The sequence below is a fragment of the Bacillus sp. CDB3 genome (assembly GCF_002081505.1).
In the GTDB taxonomy this organism is placed as follows: Bacteria; Bacillota; Bacilli; order Bacillales; family Bacillaceae_G; genus Bacillus_A; species Bacillus_A cereus_AT.
Window position 1 is genome coordinate 74,038 of record NZ_ALBR01000101.1, and the last position, 16,035, is coordinate 90,072.

A 16,035-nucleotide genomic window follows, 5' to 3' on the forward strand; every position below is an offset into this window, starting at 1 on the left:
GTATAATTTAGGTCGGGGGTGTAGGTATGAACTTTCCAATTCAAAGAAGTAAGTTAGGAATTATTTTCGTTAGTATAACGTTAGCTTTTATGGTTGTATATCCAATTGTAATGTTTTTTACAAAAAAAGGGGATTGGGTTTCAGCGCTAATTGGAATGGGCTTATGCTTCATTGTAAATGTCCCTCTCGTTTGGGAAATATTTATTAAAAAACATAAGGTGGAAAATGGCGTATTAAAGTACGGTATTTTAAATGATGATGTTGTATTAAAAGATATAAGAATTGTTCGTCAAGTTGGGAAATCCCTTGAAATTACGACGAATGCATATAAAGTACATATGATTGCGATGCCGCAAGATATGACAAGTTTTTTGTCACTTGTTGAGAAAGAGAATCCACATGTAAAAAATAGAAATGGTAGGTAAGAGATGAAGCATGTAAAACTTTTACCCCGCATTAACGGGCAGTAAGACTCCCACCTCAAAATTCGGCAGGAGCAAAGAAGTTAGGTGGGAGATCAACTGCCCGTAAAAGCCCGATTGGTTCAACTAATAATCAGTGGAGGATGAACAAAACCCCCACTGATTAAAGTTTCACTTTATTTTGTTTGGAAATTTTGTTTGTGCTTGTTGGTTGCACTAGAGTATATATTAAATGGGATCTGCCCTTATATGTTCCAATATTAATAGGTACTATCGCAGTGACGCTTTTATTTTCATTTTCAGCAAACAAAAAGCGAGAAAAGTAGTTCTATATAGTGTAGGGAGAGATTTGGAATGAAAAAAATATGTGCGCTCTGTTTATTTTTATTAACGACATCGATTCTTTTAATAGGATGTAGTGTGGAGAAGGAGAAGTCTGACGTTAGCTTAGAAAAGGCACAAAAAATTGAAGTTGAATCCCTAATTGATTCGAGTGATAAAAAAACAATTACCGATAAGAAAGAAATCACAAAGTTGTTTGAATCAATCAAAATGGATGAGTGGGAAATGGAATCGGCTCCTATGGATACTCCGCAAGGGAAAACGTTTAAAATGTATCAAGAGGATACACCAAAATTATTGGATTCGAGTAAAGATAAAAAAGAGTTACATGAAATTGGTACTATGACAGTATATAAAGATGTCCCTTATGTTGAGGTTGAATTGAAAATTAATAAAATAAAAAATAAAAATAGTTTTAAAGTACCAGAAGATGTGGCTAAAAAATTATTACAGTATTAATGAAAAAGCGCTCGGATAGAACTCCGAGCGCTTTTCATATTATTTTAAGTTCTCTGGGTTTAAAGCTTCTAGTTCAGATACAACGAAGCGTCCGTCTTTACGGATTAATACGTCGTCGAAGTAAATTTCGCCGCCGCCGTATTCAGGGCGCTGAATGCATACTAAATCCCAGTGGATGTTAGAGTTGTTGCCGTTCCATGCATCGTCATAAGCTTGTCCAGGTGTGAAGTGGAAGCTGCCATCGATTTTTTCATCGAATAGGATGTCTCCCATTGGATGTAAGATGTATGGGTTTACGCCGATCGCGAACTCACCAACGTAGCGTGCGCCTTCGTCTGTATCGAAGATTTTGTTAATGCGCTCTGAATCGTTTGCAGTTGCTTCAACGATTTGGCCGTTTTCAAACTTAAGTTGTACATTTTCAAATGTATAACCGTTGTAAGGTGATGGTGTATTGTAAGAAACTGTACCGTTAACAGAATCACGAACTGGTGCAGAGTATACTTCACCGTCTGGAATGTTTAAATGACCTGAGCATTTAATAGCTGGAATGTCTTTAATAGAGAATGTTAAGTCAGTTCCAGGACCAGTTAGGCGAACTTTATCTGTTTTATTCATTAATGTAACAAGGCTATCCATTGCCTTATCCATTTTACCGTAGTCTAAGTTACAAACTTCGAAGTAGAAGTCTTCGAAAGCTTCTGTGCTCATTTTAGCAAGCTGCGCCATAGAAGCATTTGGGTAGCGAAGAACAACCCAGCGCGTTTTCGGAACGCGGATGTCTCTATGAACTTTTTTACCAACTGTTTGGCCGTGAACTTTCATACGTTCACTTGGAACGTCAGCTTGTTCGTTAATGTTATCACCAGAGCGAAGACCGATATAAGCGTCCATATCTTTCATTACGCTTGCTTCATATGCAGCGATTTGTTCGAAATGTTCTTCAGTAGCACCCATTAATAAAGAGCGGTCTACTTGATGATCTTTTAAAGAAACGAATGGGAAACCACCAGCTGCATATGCTTCTTTTACAAGTGCAGTTACAAGTTCTTTTTGTAAGCCAAAGTTTTCAATTAATACTTTTTCGCCTTTTTGTAAGCGAATAGAGTAGTTAATTAAATTGTATGCTAACTTTTCAATGCGTGGATCTTTCATATGTAAAGCCTCCCTACTAATTATGTATCCTTTCCTATTGTAACCTACTTAGTGGAATTTGTTGAATCATTTATGTTAAAGTTAACGAATAAGTATGAAAATTCTAATGAAAATATAGGGATTAGAACGAAACGGAAAATGATTGTATAATAGGAGAAAGTATGAAAAAGATAAAGGAAGTGATGAAATGCAAGTTCTTTTATATGTAAGTGCGGCTATTATCGCGGTTGCTTTCGCTGTATTAGTAGTGTATGTATGCAGAACGTTGTTATCGGTTCAGAAGACGTTAGAAAACGTTGCAAGCACATTAGAAGGCTTAGAAAAGCAAATGCAAGGGATTAGCGTAGAGACGGAGCAATTATTACATAAAACAAATGCGTTAGCTGATGACATTCAACAGAAGTCACAATCATTAAATAAAGTAGTATCGGGTGTAGATGGAATTGGAACGACAATCCATTCTTTAAATACGAAACTTCGTAATGTATCAGAGTCTGTTACGGACGAAATTGAAAATAATGCAGATAAAGTAGCACAAGTTGTACAGTGGAGTAGCGCAGCAATTGAAGTATACAACCATTATCGTGCGACAAGACAAGAGAAAAAGGTTGAAAAAGAAGAGCGTAAACTAGAAAGACTTGAGAAGAAAGCTGAAAAGAAAGAGAAGCGCTCTAGACTTCGTATGAGAGGTGAATCGTGATGAATATGACAAAACTTGAGACAATTGAAGAGCTTGAAGTATTAGTAGAAAAGAACGAGCCTTATGTTCTTTTTAAACATAGTACGACATGCCCGATTAGTCATGGTGCATACACAGAATTTCAAGCGTATTGCCGTGAAGAAAGAGAAGTGCCAGCATATTACTTATACGTACAAGATGCGAGAGATGTTTCGAACCATGTTGCAGAGCAGTACAGCATTAAACATGAATCTCCGCAAGTGCTATACATAAAAGATGGAATGGTAGTATGGCATACATCGCATTGGAATATTAAAAAAGAAGCTTTAGAAGAGAATGTAAAATAGGGGGAGGCAAGCGAAGGGCTTGCTTCTTTTTTATTTTGTTGCAATATATTTATGGTACACTATAGATACATTAAAACTAAGTAAATTGACTTTTGAAAGTGGGTTTTAAGCAATGAAGAAAATGGCGTTATTCATCGCAAGCTTAAGTTTATTACTGGGGGCTTGCAGCAATAATACTATTGAGAAGAAAGATGAAGTTGTACAGAAAGATACGAAAGAAAAAAGTATGATTCCGAGAACTGCTGTTTCTAAGGATTACTATAGAACTGTTATTCCTTTAAAAGAACAAAAGGTAATTAATACAGTTAATGTTAAAACTAATTCTAAACTAGATTTAGCAGAATATGAAAATGGTTTAATGAATATTGCTTCAAAACAATTTGATACAGAAAATTACGTATTACAATTAAATCAATATATTCCAGAGAAAACAATTGATGAACTAGTTACGAAACAAGAAGTACCAGTTTTGACTAATATTATAGAACAAGACTACTTCGGCAAACAGAATTCAAATGAACTAAGCTTATCTGGTGTAGTTATTGGTTTATCTATGTCTTCAAGTGTATCTAATGAGGAAGCTATTGCTAAAGGTACTGAAGTTGCCAAGCAACTTATAGAAGCTATTAATAAAAATGATAAATATAACAAATCTCCAATTACGTTTGCTATATTTAAGCAAGAAAGCACAAGCTCTTTAAAGAATGGTACTTATATTTCAAGCGCTACTGTTCAAAAGAATGAGATTAACCTTGGAAATTGGGATACTATTGATGAAAAATCGTATTCGTATCCTTCTCAAGAATTTGCGGGAGCACAAAGAGAAGACAATAAAAAGTTAGATGATTTTTCAGAAGCAATAAAGAAATTCTCTCCAGGAGATTATATCCCTGTTAATGCTAAGGTTTCTTATAAGCAAAATAAGATGGATAAATTAAAGATGGATATTGTCGTTAAATATAATGGTAAGTCAGAATTAATGGCGCTTTCTCAAATGGCTGCTCAAAGTATGGTAGAAAAATTCCCTAAAGAGGCTAAAGTTCAATTACAGATAAAGTCTGAGAGTAAAATCGAGGCTGTTATTATAAAAGAGAAGAACAGCGATAAACCGTTCGTTTCTTTCTATAAAATAAAAGACTAGTTTTAGCTGTCTTTTTATTTTATAAATTTTCCGGAATACAGTAATTTAAATTTATACTACGGATTTTCTGCTTTCTTATTATGCTATTTCCACGTCTTTTTTCTATCTTTTTCATACATTATTCTATGTTGTATATCGTGTGACAACCTCGTATGTATCAGCTATAATAAGTTATCTTAAAAAAGTTAATGAAGAAATTTAAAAGAGGTGGCTTTCTTATGGCATCACAAGAGTTAGATCGATTACGTTCTAGCATCGATCAAATCAGCCTACAATTATTAGAGTTATTGAATGAAAGAGGCCGTCTCGTACAAGAGGTTGGAAACTTAAAAGAAGTACAAGGTGTGAAACGTTTTGACCCTGTACGTGAAAGAGAAATGTTGAATTTACTTGCGGAGAATAATAATGGTCCATTTGAAACATCGACCTTACAACATATTTTTAAACAAATTTTTCAAGCTGGTTTAGAATTACAAGAAGACGATCATCGCAAAGCGCTACTTGTTTCTCGTAAGAAAAAAGCAGAAGATACGATTGTGGAGATTAATGGAGAGAAAATTGGCGATGGAAACCAACATTTTATTATGGGACCATGTGCTGTAGAAAGTTATGAACAAGTACGCCAAGTTGCAGAAGCAATGAAAGAGCAAGGTCTGAAACTAATGCGTGGTGGTGCTTTCAAGCCTCGTACATCTCCATATGATTTTCAAGGTCTTGGATTAGAAGGATTGCAAATTTTACACCAAGTTGCAGATGAATATGATTTAGCTGTTATTAGTGAAATTTTAAATCCGAATGATATTGAAATGGCATTAGATTATGTTGATGTTATTCAAATTGGCGCTCGCAACATGCAAAACTTCGAGCTATTAAAAGCAGCTGGTGCTGTAAATAAGCCGATATTATTAAAGCGTGGTTTATCCGCAACAATTGAAGAATTTATTAATGCGGCAGAATATATTATGGCAGAGGGGAACGGTAATATCATTTTATGTGAACGAGGTATTCGCACATATGAAACAGCAACGCGTAATACGCTTGATATTTCCGCTGTGCCAATTTTAAAGAAAGAAACACATTTACCTGTTGTTGTCGATGTAACGCATTCTACAGGGCGACGCGACCTTCTATTACCAGCTGCAAAAGCGGCTATGGCAATTGGTGCTGATGCTATTATGGCTGAAGTACATCCGGACCCAGCAGTTGCATTATCAGATGCAGCACAACAAATGGATATTCCAGAATTCAATGAGTTTATGAAAGAATTAAAAGCATTCGGAAGTAAATTATAAAAAGATTTTTTAGTCTATGTAGGCTTTGTTACATAGACTTTTTACAAAAATTGCCCTTTTTTGCATAAAAAATACGAAAATACGAGAAAAGAAGCGAATTTTTTCGAAACTTTTGCGGGAAAATATTGTATGAGCCTGCGTTTTTATCGTATCATTAGTAAAAGGAAGAACTCGGGACGATTGTTGGCATCTGCAAATAGAGTTGATGTCTTTTTTTCATTCAAGTGAACCGATACATAAAAATAGATAACATAAATAGAAGGAGTGTGCGAAGAGATGAACGTAACAATCTATGATGTAGCTCGTGAAGCGAACGTTTCAATGGCTACCGTATCACGTGTTGTGAACGGTAACCCAAATGTAAAGCCTACAACAAGAAAGAAAGTATTAGAAGCAATTGATCGTTTAGGATACCGCCCAAATGCGGTAGCACGTGGACTAGCAAGTAAGAAAACAACTACAGTGGGTGTTATTATTCCTGATATCTCAAATACGTTTTATGCAGAACTTGCTCGTGGAATTGAAGATATCGCAACAATGTACAAATATAACATCATTTTAAGTAACTCTGATCAAAACAAAGAGAAAGAGTTCCACTTATTAAATACGATGCTTGGGAAACAAGTGGACGGGATTGTTTTCATGGGTGAAGATATTACAGATGTTCACATTGAAGAATTCAAAAAATCTCCAGTACCGATTGTATTAGCAGCATCATTTGATGAGCAAAATGAAACGCCATCAGTAAATATTGATTATATACAAGCAGCTTACGATGCAATGAAGCACTTTATTGAGCAAGGACATAAACGTATCGGTTTCGTCTCTGGTCCTTTCATTGATAAAGCAGGAAGCGCGAAGAAGTTACAAGGTTATAAAAAAGCTTTAGAAGAAGCAGGTATTTCATATGATGAAAATCTTGTAATCGATGGAGATTACACATATGATTCAGGTATCGAAGCATTTGAAAAGCTTTGGAGCAGTGATGAAAAGCCAACAGCAATCTTCGTATCTTCTGATGAAATGGCACTAGGTGTAATCCACGCAGCACAAGACGCTGGATTAAACGTACCAACTGATGTAGAAGTGCTTGGCTTTGATAACACACGCCTTGCATTAATGGTACGCCCACAGCTTTCAACAGTTGTACAACCAATGTATGATATCGGTGCAGTAGCAATGCGTCTATTAACAAAGTATATGAACAAAGAAAAAGTGGAAGATCACACTGTTATCTTACCTCACCGTATCCAATTTAGAGATTCAACGAAGTAAGTATAAAAAAGCTCACAGCGATTGCTGTGAGCTTTTATTCATATTCAGGGTAGTATTTTTTTACTACTGTATCTACAGTTTCATTTTTCTTAACATGTAAAAATCTTGCGTACAATTCTTTTCCTGTGTCAAATGGCGTATCGTCTAACTCGAAAACATGAAGCACTTTTCGAAAATTCCATGTTACTTGCTGATCGTACATATTATCGTACGTATCTACAGATTGTATAGCTACCTGTTCCCCTAGCTCATGAGCTTCTTCCAAACTGTTTGCTTTAACGAGAATAATACTTTCTTCAAAAAAATATTGGGATTTTATTCCTGAAATGTTCTTCTAAGCCATAATGTAGAATAGGATTCCTTGTTATATGTCACATAAGTGCAAATTCACCTATTATAGGGCAATGTCATGTATAATAGAAAGAAAAGGCTTGTGAGGGGGGAGAAGAGATGATCGTTCTTTGGATAATTACGCTTTGTATGACTGCTATTTTTGCATATATGACGTTAAAACAAAATGGCTTAAAGCGATTTGTTCCAGGAAGTATTCTTGCAGGAATCGCCCTTATCACGTATGTAATTTCAATTTTTACTGAAAGTATTTCGATAGATTTAAGTACGAGCTTAATGTTTATTGGTATTACACTATTTGCAGGTAGCATTATGGTACTTATGGTTGCAGGTATTATTATATTTATTCATATGAATTCAGAAACGTTATAGCATAAAAAAAGGCATGTCCCTAAGGGGCATGCCTTTTATCCGTTCAATTATGCTCTATCTTTAGAAGAGTTTTGTTGTTTTAGTAAGTCGCGAATTTCGCCAAGAAGAACTTCTTCTTTTGTTGGTTCTGGAATTTCTTCTGTCTTTTCTTCCTCTTCTTCTCTTTTAGATGTTAGTTTATTGAAAACTTTAACAAACATAAAGATAGCAGCTGCAATAATTAAGAAATCAAAAATAGTTTGGATGAAGTTACCATACATAATAGATGATTTACCGAATGAAATTTTTAAATCTGTAAAGTCAACGCCACCTAATACCATACCAAGTAATGGTGTGATGATATCTTTTACTAAAGAACTAACGATTTTACCGAATGCAGCACCGATTACAACCCCGACAGCTAAATCAATTACATTCCCTTTGAACGCGAATTTTTTAAATTCGTTCCACATGTGTCAATCCCATCCTTTCCACGATTCATTATGAAATTTATAATTCCTATCAACATATTCTATAGAAATTTGGAAGAGAAATAAAGAGGAAATGGGAATGAAAGTAAATTCTGAAAAATGTATCCGTTTTAATTTTTGTTTGCAGAATGCAGTAAAGATTGGAGCAATTGCTGTGTTTTTAACCCTTCTAATCCATCTATAACCGGCTTTGTATTACCTTGTACACATTCGATAAAATGGTGAACCGCATCTTCAAAACCACGCTGTTTTAACGTCGTGTCCCATGATGGTGAACCAATCTGTGAAACTGAACTTTCCTGCTCAACTTCAAATGTGTTCATATTTTTTACGCGAATGATTTTACCTGTCGTTACAAGTTCAATTTGTTCTAAATTTGTACCAGCATGGCGATGCATCGCTGTAGAAAGTAATAGTCCATTTGCAGTTGTATATGTATGATGCCCGTACAGAAGTTCATTCTTTTCATTGACTTGCATCATATTGTGAACGACGTTAAGGTCATCATTAGCTAACCAGCGAGCAGTATCTACAATATGTAAGTAATCATCTAACATCGTAAAGTCATACGTATATGGCCCCACTTTATTTGTGCGGTGCTTTTCAATTCGAATCCATGAAATATCATTAGCTTGCTCTTTGGCAGCAACGTACATAGGAACGAATCGGCGATTAAATCCTACCATTAACTTTCGATTGTACTTTTCACTCATGTCAACTAGCTTCTCTGCTTGTTCAATGGTAGCAGCTAGCGGCTTATCAACATAAACGTCGATTCCTTTTTTCAGAAGTTCAGAAACGATTTCATAATGTGTAGCAGTTGAACTATGAACGAAGATTGCATCACATTCAGAAGCTAGTGTTTCCATAGAATGAAAGTCTTGAATACGATATTGCTGGCAAACTTGTTTCCTTTTTTCCGCATTAGGTGTAAACGCCCCTACAAAATCCCAATCTGTTTCTTTTGTAAGTGTTGGAAGATAGGCTTTTTGTGCAATACTTCCAAGTCCAATCATCCCAATTTTAGGTTTGTTCATGTTTATTCCCACCCTATTAATATTGATGTAACGGGTTAAATGTAGCATAGGGTGGGGGAGGAAGGCAAAAAATAGCTTTTTACTTACGTCCTTCTAACAAAATCTTCTCTATCTCTTCGAAGTTATGAGCGCGGGCATACTACAATGAAGAGAGCGGCATTATTGTTGTGAACGTCTGCAACTGTAAGGAAAAGTATGAATAAGGAAATTTATGTTAAAATATAAAGAGAGAGAAAGCATCTTTGTTTTGCTAACACACACGATAGTTTAAGAGGGAGTGTTAGATTTTGGGGGCTGAATTAAAGAATAATAAATCAAACAAGGCTTCAAAGATTGGAACTAATATCATACTTATTTTATTAATTATTGGTGCAATACAAATGTTTTATGATGAAGATTCTACGAATGATCATTTCGGTGGGTTATTTATGATGGTCTTTTTTGCAATTAAAATAATTTCTAGTTTTATGATAAGTTTAAAAGAAGGAGATAAAAAGGCAGTATTACTTGATGTGGGTTTAGTTGTTATTTCTTGTGTTCTTTTAGTTGTTTTTAGTGTGAAATATTTCTTTTGAAAAAAGCTCATAGTCTTATAGAGGCTGTGAGCTTTCCTTAATAATAACGGTACTAGTGTAACGATTTATAAAATGTTTGAGTAGTAGAAGTAAACAGAGTAGCTTCTTCTAAAAAAGGATAATGGTTGCTGTTCTCAAATGTAATAAAGATAGAATTACGTATGCCATCATGCATCTCGATAGAATACTGAATCGGGCACTGTACATCATGTCTTCCGCATATAATAAGGGTCTTTGTTTGGATGGAAGGTAAATTCTCTCTTAAATCAAATGAAGGATATTCGTGAGAGAAAGCGTTCATCCGGCTAACAGACATTGTTTTTTTGATTGGTTTACAAAAATAAGAGTTGTAGTTTTCAGGTTTATACAAAGATAATTTTGTCCTCTTAGTAGAGAGTTCCTTTCGTTCTTCATTTGTAAGGTGAGGGCTTTTTAAGTTTTCGATGAGTTGTTGCATATAATGAAACTGCGGATGTGCTGGGTTATAAATACAAAATGGTGTTTCGGTATAGTTACTTGCTGCGGCTCCGACGATAACTAATGATTGCAAGGAAGTTGGATATGTAATGGCATATAAAAGTCCAAGCATACCGCCTGTTGAATGACCAGCGAAATGCCATGTTGGAAGTTGTAAAGCTTCTCTTATTGCTTCTAAGTCGTGAATGGTTTCAATCATACTTAATTCATTTTTTGACTGGGCTTTTGCAGAGTTACCAGCGTCTCGTAAATTAATGAGGAATACACGATGTGTGGAAGTAAAAACATCCGCAAAATAATCACCGGTTTCATTAAATTGTGAATAGTGGTGTGTAATGCAAAGTGGTTCGCCATTGCCTTTTGCAAAGAATTCGAATGTCCCGCGTTTCGTGTGGATCATTTGTTGTGTCCACATAATATCACTACCTTTTCTCATAAAAGTTGGACCAGTTAATTATTAAATAAAATATATCAGCGAATCTCAAGATATATCGGCGATTATCAAAACATATCGACTTACCGACAGAAACCGACAATAAATAAAAGGAGGCTATTCAAAAACGAGCCTCCTTTTATTTTAGTACAAAGATTTTGTCATATTATTCCGAATAATTTCAAGGGATTTCGCTACAGTTAATGCATTCTTTTCTTCAATTTCTGGTTTACGGGGGATAGGTTTATACATGTTGTCTGGATCTTCCCATGTGAGGGGAAGATCTGTTTCGGCTTGTCCTTTCCAAGCGTCAATCCATTCTGGAGGGAGATAACCTGAGATGTTTTGGATGTTGTTCATTTCGAGCCAAATAAGTGCCCAAGCTCTTGGGACGACGCGCCAGTGGTCATAGCCACCGCCGCCGACAGCAATCCAGCGACCGTTACAATATTCATTGGCGATTTCGCGAGCGAGCTTCGGTATTTCACGGTAAATATTCATCGTCGCGCAAAGGTGTGTAAGTGGATCATAATAATGTGCGTCAGCGCCATTTTGCGTTAAAATAATATCCGGTTTAAAGTATGCTGCAACTTCTTTTACGACAGTTCGATATGACTCTAAGAATGATTCGTCTTCTGTAAAAGCATCGAGTGGAACGTTAAAAGAATAACTATAGCCATTACCTTGTCCGCGTTCATTTACAGCGCCAGTTCCAGGGAATAAATAACGCCCAGTTTCATGTAATGAAATGGTGCATACGTTAGGATCATCGTAAAAAGACCACTGTACACCATCACCATGATGAGCATCTGTATCGATATATAGGACGCGTAAACCGTATTTTTTCTGAATATATTTCATTGCGATGGAACTATCGTTATAAATGCAAAATCCGGATGCCTTGCCGCGAAAGCCGTGATGTAAGCCGCCGCCTAAATTAAGCGCGTGCTTTACTTTTCCGGAAAGAACAGCGTCAACAGCTGTTAACGTACCGCCAACGAGTAACGCACTTGCTTCGTGCATATTTGGAAACATCGGTGTATCTTCTGTTCCGAGTCCATATGTCATCGCAATCGATTTTTCTAACTTACCTTCTCCAGCACGTTTTACCGCATTTATGTACTCCTCTGTATGAACGTAGGCAATCTCTTCATCTGTAGCCATCCGTGGCGGGATGACTTGAGAGGGAGAGATAAAACCGCTCTTTTGTAATAAATCATACGTAAGTGTGACGCGCAGTTGGTTAAAAGGATGATCAGGGCTAAACGAATAGCCCCGAAAGTCATCCGAATAAATAAACGCGCTACTCATGCTTGCATCCCCATAATGTTCGGCCATAATACGCGGTAGCCTTCTGCTTCAAGTGCATCAATCACTTTTAGCGGATTCATCGTTTGAATGCGGAAAACGAGTACTTTATCATTCTCATCTTTTGCTGGATAGACGAGAACGCTCACGATATTTATTTGTAAATCACTAAAAATAGCAACGACTTTTCCGAGAATACCAGGTTCATTTTTTACTTGAATTTCAATTTGTGAACTTGGTTGATGTGCTCCTGTTAATTTCACTAACGTGTGCAAGACCGTAGATTCAGAAATGATTCCAACTAACTTCCCAGCCTTTGTAACAGGAAGACAGCCAATTTTATTTTCAAAAAATAACGTAGCAATTTCCTCAACGAAATCGAGAGGATGGCAAGTCATAACAGGATGTTTCATAATAAGTTCAAGCGGTTGCCGTAGCATATCGAGTGAAACTTGTTCATCTAAAATAGACGGACTTGCATCTCTTACATCCCGATCAGAAATAATGCCTACGACATGATTATTTTGATCGACAATTGGAATGTGCCGAATGCCTTTCGTACGTATCGTTCGGATTGCTGTTTCGATTGTATCGTTTGGATGTAGTGTAACTACATTTTGATTCATAATTTCTTCTACAATCATTCCAGTTGCCCCCTTTATTAATACATAAAACGATTGTGAAAACGTAGACGATCAAATGCTTGAATGGAATCCGTATCAACACGTTTTCCAATACGGACCATTAAACAGTTAGCAGGGTGTGAACAAATTTCAGGATCATCTGTAGCCATCCATTGTAAACCACCAGCATTCATCATCTTTTCCATTACTTTTCGGTATTCCCAAACATTTAAGCCTGTTTGTTTTAAATCCCAGTGCCAATAATATTCAGTCGTTAATATAATGTAATCTTCCATATAATCATCCATCATTGAAACTTCTAATAAGTTCTTTCCGACAGAGCACCCGCGGAAGGCTGGGACTACTTCAATTGCCCCGAGCTCAATTAAGTTTTCTATTTTTCCTTCTGACCATCGCTCGAGCGGATCAGGATACAAGTATGTAACATATCCAACGATCGTTTGGTCATGTCTAGCAATAATGAGACGAGCTTCTGGTAATTTAGAAATTTCGACAATTGCTTTATATTGCTGTTCGGCAGGACGAAACGCAACTAAATCTGGATGGAATTCATACATTTCAAGATTATGTGTAGAGACAGGACCTTCAATAATTAAAGTGCCCTTCGCTGTTTTTAAGTTTCTAGCATTATATATTTTTTTATGAATCAATGTATTGCTCACCACCTTGAGGGTTTGTGAATCTATTAATATCGTACTTTATAATATATGCGATGTGAATCGAATTTTGTCAGTAAAAATTTGTCTAAAAATCAACAAATATACTGAAAATTTTAAAAAATGTCATTATAATAGATAATAGAATACATAGGAGGGGGATGTAAAGTATGAAAGTAGAAACGCTTCCAGTCATTAAAGGAAAAAATAATTTGCCGAATTATGAAGAGGCATACGCGAATTTTAACTGGGAAGAGGTTAATAAAAATTTTACTTGGAATGAGACAGGCCGAGTAAATATGGCGTATGAAGCAATTGATAAGCATGCGAAATCCGATCGTAAAAATAAAGTAGCCCTTTATTATCAAGATGGATCGCGAAAAGAGAAATATACATTTAAGGAAATGAAGGATTTTTCTAATAAAGCAGGAAACGTCCTGAAAAATTATGGCGATGTTGAAAAAGGCGATCGCGTTTTTATTTTTATGCCGCGTTCTCCAGAATTATATTTTGCGCTTTTAGGTGCGGTGAAATTAGGGGCAATTGTTGGGCCGCTATTTGAAGCATTTATGGAAGGTGCAGTTCGCGATCGTTTAGAAGATAGCGAAGCAAAGGTGTTAATTACAACGCCTGAATTGTTAGAGCGCATACCATTAAATGATTTACCAGCTTTAAAAACAGTCTTTCTTGTTGGAGACAATGCAGAAGAGGGCGGTAAACTTGTAGCGTTCAATCCTTTATTTGAACAAGCTTCAAAAGAATTACATATCGAATGGTTAGGCCGTGAAGACGGTTTAATTCTTCATTATACGTCTGGTTCTACTGGTAAGCCAAAAGGTGTACTTCATGCGCAAAACGCAATGGTGCAGCACTATCAAACGGCGAAGTGGGTATTGGACTTAAAAGAAGATGATGTATATTGGTGCACAGCTGACCCAGGCTGGGTAACTGGAACTGCTTACGGTATTTTCGCACCGTGGTTAGTCGGAGCGTCAAATGTTATTTTAGGCGGACGATTTAGTCCAGAAGCGTGGTATGAAGCGCTGCAAGATTACGGTGTAACAGTTTGGTATAGTGCACCAACAGCTTTCCGTATGTTAATGGGAGCTGGACAAGACGCAATTAAAAAATACGATTTATCACAAGTGCGCCACGTATTAAGTGTTGGTGAGCCATTAAATCCAGAAGTAATTCGCTGGGGTATGAACGCATTTGGACTTCGTATTCATGATACGTGGTGGATGACAGAAACAGGTGGACAAGTTATTTGTAACTACCCTTGTATGGAAATCCGTCCGGGTTCAATGGGTAAACCAATTCCAGGTGTGAAAGCAGCGATTGTTGATAATGAAGGAAATGAAGTGCCTCCATACACAATGGGGAACTTAGCAATCGGTAAAGGTTGGCCAGCTATGATGCGTGGAATCTGGAATAACCAGCAAAAATATGAGTCTTACTTTATGCCAGGAGACTGGTACGTATCAGGTGATTCAGCTTATATGGATGAAGATGGATACTTCTGGTTCCAAGGACGTATTGACGATGTAATTATGACGTCAGGTGAGCGCGTTGGTCCATTTGAAGTAGAAAGTAAACTAATCGAGCATGCTGCTGTTGCAGAAGCTGGTGTAATTGGTATTCCAGATCCAGTACGTGGTGAAATTATTAAAGCATTTATCGCGCTTCGTGCGGGATATGAACCATCGGATGAATTAAAAGAAGAGATTCGTCAATTTGTAAAAAAAGGCCTAGCAGCTCATGCAGCGCCAAGACAAATTGAATTTAGAGATAAATTACCGAAAACGAGAAGTGGTAAAATTATGCGCCGCGTATTAAAAGCGTGGGAGCTGAATTTACCAACAGGTGACTTATCAACGATGGAAGATTAAGAGGGAAAGGTCTGAACGAAAAACGTTCAGACCTTTCTTTTTTTGTGATATCATAAACTTATATATATGAGTTGAAGGGGGGAGTATGATGAAAACAGAAAAAGAAAAGATGATACTAGGAGAAATGTACATACCGGCTGATCCAGTTTTAGTTCAAGAGAGGGAGCAGGCTCGTATATTAACGAGAAAATTCAATGATACGCCAGAAGTACAATTAAAAGAGCGTAGCGAAATCATAAAAGAATTATTCGGAACGACAGGAGACAATATTCATCTTGAATCTTCTTTTAGATGTGATTACGGTTATAACATTCATGTTGGCGAAAATTTTTACGCGAACTTTGACTGTACAATTTTGGACGTATGCCCAGTAACAATTGGAGTGAATTGTATGTTTGCTCCAGGTGTTCACATTTATACAGCAACACACCCGCTTGATCCAGTAGAGCGCATAAGCGGATCAGAATACGGAAAACCAGTTACAATTGGCGATAACGTATGGATTGGCGGAAGAGCGATTATTAATCCAGGTGTAACAATTGGAGATAATGCAGTTATCGCATCTGGCGCCGTTGTAACGAAAGATGTGCCTGATCATGTAGTAGTTGGCGGGAATCCTGCAAAAATTATTAAAAAAATAAAATAATATTTGAACGCATTGCCTTCCTCGTCTGTATACATTTATGAAAGAATAGATGAGGGAGGCTTTTT

General features: G+C 36.6%; 17 protein-coding genes and 2 pseudogenes. 11 read left to right on the forward strand and 8 right to left on the reverse strand.

Annotated features, from left to right (window positions below; all coding sequences use genetic code 11):
• Positions 1–26: 26 nt before the first annotated feature.
• Together CDB3_RS27205 and CDB3_RS27215 are read left to right on the forward strand one after the other, a co-directional pair.
• Positions 27–432 (forward strand): annotated as a pseudogene (locus CDB3_RS27205) (PH domain-containing protein).
• A gap of 344 nt (positions 433–776) precedes the next feature.
• Positions 777–1,223, forward strand: a complete 447-nt coding sequence (locus CDB3_RS27215; protein WP_128856623.1) for a hypothetical protein — start codon at positions 777–779, stop codon at positions 1,221–1,223.
• Between the two features lie 39 nt (positions 1,224–1,262).
• Here CDB3_RS27215 and CDB3_RS27220 read toward each other — a convergent pair whose 3' ends face one another.
• Positions 1,263–2,378: an aminopeptidase gene (locus CDB3_RS27220; RefSeq protein WP_000654730.1), complete on the reverse strand. Its 1,116-nt coding sequence runs from the start codon at positions 2,376–2,378 to the stop codon at positions 1,263–1,265.
• Positions 2,379–2,565: 187 nt separating this feature from the next.
• On the opposite strand from CDB3_RS27220, the gene CDB3_RS27225 reads away from it, so the two are divergent.
• The 5 genes from CDB3_RS27225 (at position 2,566) to ccpA (ending at position 7,112) form a co-directional block, all read left to right on the forward strand.
• The gene (locus CDB3_RS27225; RefSeq protein ID WP_001197726.1) at positions 2,566–3,078 is read left to right on the forward strand and encodes a DUF948 domain-containing protein; all 513 of its coding nucleotides are present in this window, start codon (positions 2,566–2,568) and stop codon (positions 3,076–3,078) included.
• The gene (gene ytxJ, locus CDB3_RS27230) at positions 3,078–3,404 is read left to right on the forward strand and encodes a bacillithiol system redox-active protein YtxJ (protein WP_128856624.1); all 327 of its coding nucleotides are present in this window, start codon (positions 3,078–3,080) and stop codon (positions 3,402–3,404) included. The genes CDB3_RS27225 and ytxJ overlap by 1 nt, the downstream gene beginning before the upstream one ends.
• Before the next feature lie 112 nt (positions 3,405–3,516).
• Positions 3,517–4,545, forward strand: coding sequence for a CamS family sex pheromone protein (locus CDB3_RS27235; RefSeq protein WP_128856625.1), 1,029 nt, complete (start codon positions 3,517–3,519; stop codon positions 4,543–4,545).
• Positions 4,546–4,763: 218 nt separating this feature from the next.
• Complete coding sequence (locus CDB3_RS27240) at positions 4,764–5,837, forward strand: bifunctional 3-deoxy-7-phosphoheptulonate synthase/chorismate mutase (RefSeq protein WP_128856626.1); 1,074 nt, start codon at positions 4,764–4,766, stop codon at positions 5,835–5,837.
• Positions 5,838–6,113: 276 nt separating this feature from the next.
• Positions 6,114–7,112 (forward strand): catabolite control protein A, encoded by a 999-nt coding sequence (gene ccpA, locus CDB3_RS27245; protein ID WP_128856627.1) that lies wholly within the window; start codon positions 6,114–6,116, stop codon positions 7,110–7,112.
• 34 nt (positions 7,113–7,146) lie between these two features.
• On the opposite strand, the pseudogene CDB3_RS27250 reads toward ccpA, so the two are convergent.
• Positions 7,147–7,413: pseudogene (locus tag CDB3_RS27250) on the reverse strand (DUF4288 domain-containing protein); the annotation flags it as partial.
• 149 nt (positions 7,414–7,562) lie between these two features.
• Between CDB3_RS27250 and CDB3_RS27255 the strand changes: the two are divergent.
• Positions 7,563–7,835, forward strand: coding sequence for a DUF3917 domain-containing protein (locus tag CDB3_RS27255; RefSeq protein ID WP_000636596.1), 273 nt, complete (start codon positions 7,563–7,565; stop codon positions 7,833–7,835).
• 47 nt (positions 7,836–7,882) lie between these two features.
• Here CDB3_RS27255 and mscL read toward each other — a convergent pair whose 3' ends face one another.
• Both mscL and CDB3_RS27265 read right to left on the reverse strand, forming a co-directional pair.
• Positions 7,883–8,287: a large-conductance mechanosensitive channel protein MscL gene (gene mscL, locus CDB3_RS27260; RefSeq protein WP_097833105.1), complete on the reverse strand. Its 405-nt coding sequence runs from the start codon at positions 8,285–8,287 to the stop codon at positions 7,883–7,885.
• A gap of 128 nt (positions 8,288–8,415) precedes the next feature.
• On the reverse strand, positions 8,416–9,342 hold the full coding sequence (locus CDB3_RS27265) for a Gfo/Idh/MocA family protein (protein ID WP_128856629.1): 927 nt from the start codon (positions 9,340–9,342) through the stop codon (positions 8,416–8,418).
• A 287-nt stretch (positions 9,343–9,629) separates the two neighbouring features.
• On the opposite strand from CDB3_RS27265, the gene CDB3_RS27270 reads away from it, so the two are divergent.
• On the forward strand, positions 9,630–9,917 hold the full coding sequence (locus CDB3_RS27270; RefSeq protein WP_128856630.1) for a hypothetical protein: 288 nt from the start codon (positions 9,630–9,632) through the stop codon (positions 9,915–9,917).
• 52 nt (positions 9,918–9,969) lie between these two features.
• On the opposite strand, the gene CDB3_RS27275 is transcribed toward CDB3_RS27270, so the two are convergent.
• From CDB3_RS27275 to acuA, 4 genes are all read right to left on the reverse strand, one after another.
• On the reverse strand, positions 9,970–10,830 hold the full coding sequence (locus tag CDB3_RS27275; protein ID WP_128856631.1) for an alpha/beta fold hydrolase: 861 nt from the start codon (positions 10,828–10,830) through the stop codon (positions 9,970–9,972).
• Between the two features lie 141 nt (positions 10,831–10,971).
• Positions 10,972–12,138: an acetoin utilization protein AcuC gene (acuC, locus tag CDB3_RS27280; RefSeq protein WP_128856632.1), complete on the reverse strand. Its 1,167-nt coding sequence runs from the start codon at positions 12,136–12,138 to the stop codon at positions 10,972–10,974.
• Positions 12,135–12,779, reverse strand: coding sequence for an acetoin utilization AcuB family protein (locus CDB3_RS27285; RefSeq protein ID WP_002145365.1), 645 nt, complete (start codon positions 12,777–12,779; stop codon positions 12,135–12,137). The genes acuC and CDB3_RS27285 overlap by 4 nt, the downstream gene beginning before the upstream one ends.
• Positions 12,780–12,796: 17 nt before the next feature.
• Positions 12,797–13,429 (reverse strand): acetoin utilization protein acetyltransferase AcuA, encoded by a 633-nt coding sequence (acuA, locus tag CDB3_RS27290; protein ID WP_060632556.1) that lies wholly within the window; start codon positions 13,427–13,429, stop codon positions 12,797–12,799.
• 176 nt (positions 13,430–13,605) lie between these two features.
• On the opposite strand from acuA, the gene acsA reads away from it, so the two are divergent.
• Together acsA and CDB3_RS27300 are read left to right on the forward strand one after the other, a co-directional pair.
• Positions 13,606–15,324: an acetate--CoA ligase gene (gene acsA, locus CDB3_RS27295; protein WP_128856633.1), complete on the forward strand. Its 1,719-nt coding sequence runs from the start codon at positions 13,606–13,608 to the stop codon at positions 15,322–15,324.
• Between the two features lie 85 nt (positions 15,325–15,409).
• Positions 15,410–15,970 (forward strand): sugar O-acetyltransferase, encoded by a 561-nt coding sequence (locus CDB3_RS27300; protein ID WP_128856634.1) that lies wholly within the window; start codon positions 15,410–15,412, stop codon positions 15,968–15,970.
• The last annotated feature ends 65 nt before the right edge of the window (positions 15,971–16,035 follow it).

What these genes read in the sequence shown, in the direction of transcription:
- CDB3_RS27225 (WP_001197726.1), top strand. Translation starts at nt 2,566, where the DNA reads ATGCAAGTTCTTTTATATGTAAGTGCGGCTATTATCGCGGTTGCTTTC.
- acsA (WP_128856633.1), top strand. Translation starts at nt 13,606, where the DNA reads ATGAAAGTAGAAACGCTTCCAGTCATTAAAGGAAAAAATAATTTGCCG.
- CDB3_RS27285 (WP_002145365.1), bottom strand. Translation starts at nt 12,779, where the DNA reads ATGATTGTAGAAGAAATTATGAATCAAAATGTAGTTACACTACATCCA.
- CDB3_RS27235 (WP_128856625.1), top strand. Translation starts at nt 3,517, where the DNA reads ATGAAGAAAATGGCGTTATTCATCGCAAGCTTAAGTTTATTACTGGGG.
- ccpA (WP_128856627.1), top strand. Translation starts at nt 6,114, where the DNA reads ATGAACGTAACAATCTATGATGTAGCTCGTGAAGCGAACGTTTCAATG.
- CDB3_RS27300 (WP_128856634.1), top strand. Translation starts at nt 15,410, where the DNA reads ATGATGAAAACAGAAAAAGAAAAGATGATACTAGGAGAAATGTACATA.
- CDB3_RS27265 (WP_128856629.1), bottom strand. Translation starts at nt 9,342, where the DNA reads ATGAACAAACCTAAAATTGGGATGATTGGACTTGGAAGTATTGCACAA.
- CDB3_RS27275 (WP_128856631.1), bottom strand. Translation starts at nt 10,830, where the DNA reads ATGAGAAAAGGTAGTGATATTATGTGGACACAACAAATGATCCACACG.
- CDB3_RS27215 (WP_128856623.1), top strand. Translation starts at nt 777, where the DNA reads ATGAAAAAAATATGTGCGCTCTGTTTATTTTTATTAACGACATCGATT.
- CDB3_RS27240 (WP_128856626.1), top strand. Translation starts at nt 4,764, where the DNA reads ATGGCATCACAAGAGTTAGATCGATTACGTTCTAGCATCGATCAAATC.
- CDB3_RS27220 (WP_000654730.1), bottom strand. Translation starts at nt 2,378, where the DNA reads ATGAAAGATCCACGCATTGAAAAGTTAGCATACAATTTAATTAACTAC.
- CDB3_RS27255 (WP_000636596.1), top strand. Translation starts at nt 7,563, where the DNA reads ATGATCGTTCTTTGGATAATTACGCTTTGTATGACTGCTATTTTTGCA.
- mscL (WP_097833105.1), bottom strand. Translation starts at nt 8,287, where the DNA reads ATGTGGAACGAATTTAAAAAATTCGCGTTCAAAGGGAATGTAATTGAT.
- acuC (WP_128856632.1), bottom strand. Translation starts at nt 12,138, where the DNA reads ATGAGTAGCGCGTTTATTTATTCGGATGACTTTCGGGGCTATTCGTTT.
- ytxJ (WP_128856624.1), top strand. Translation starts at nt 3,078, where the DNA reads ATGAATATGACAAAACTTGAGACAATTGAAGAGCTTGAAGTATTAGTA.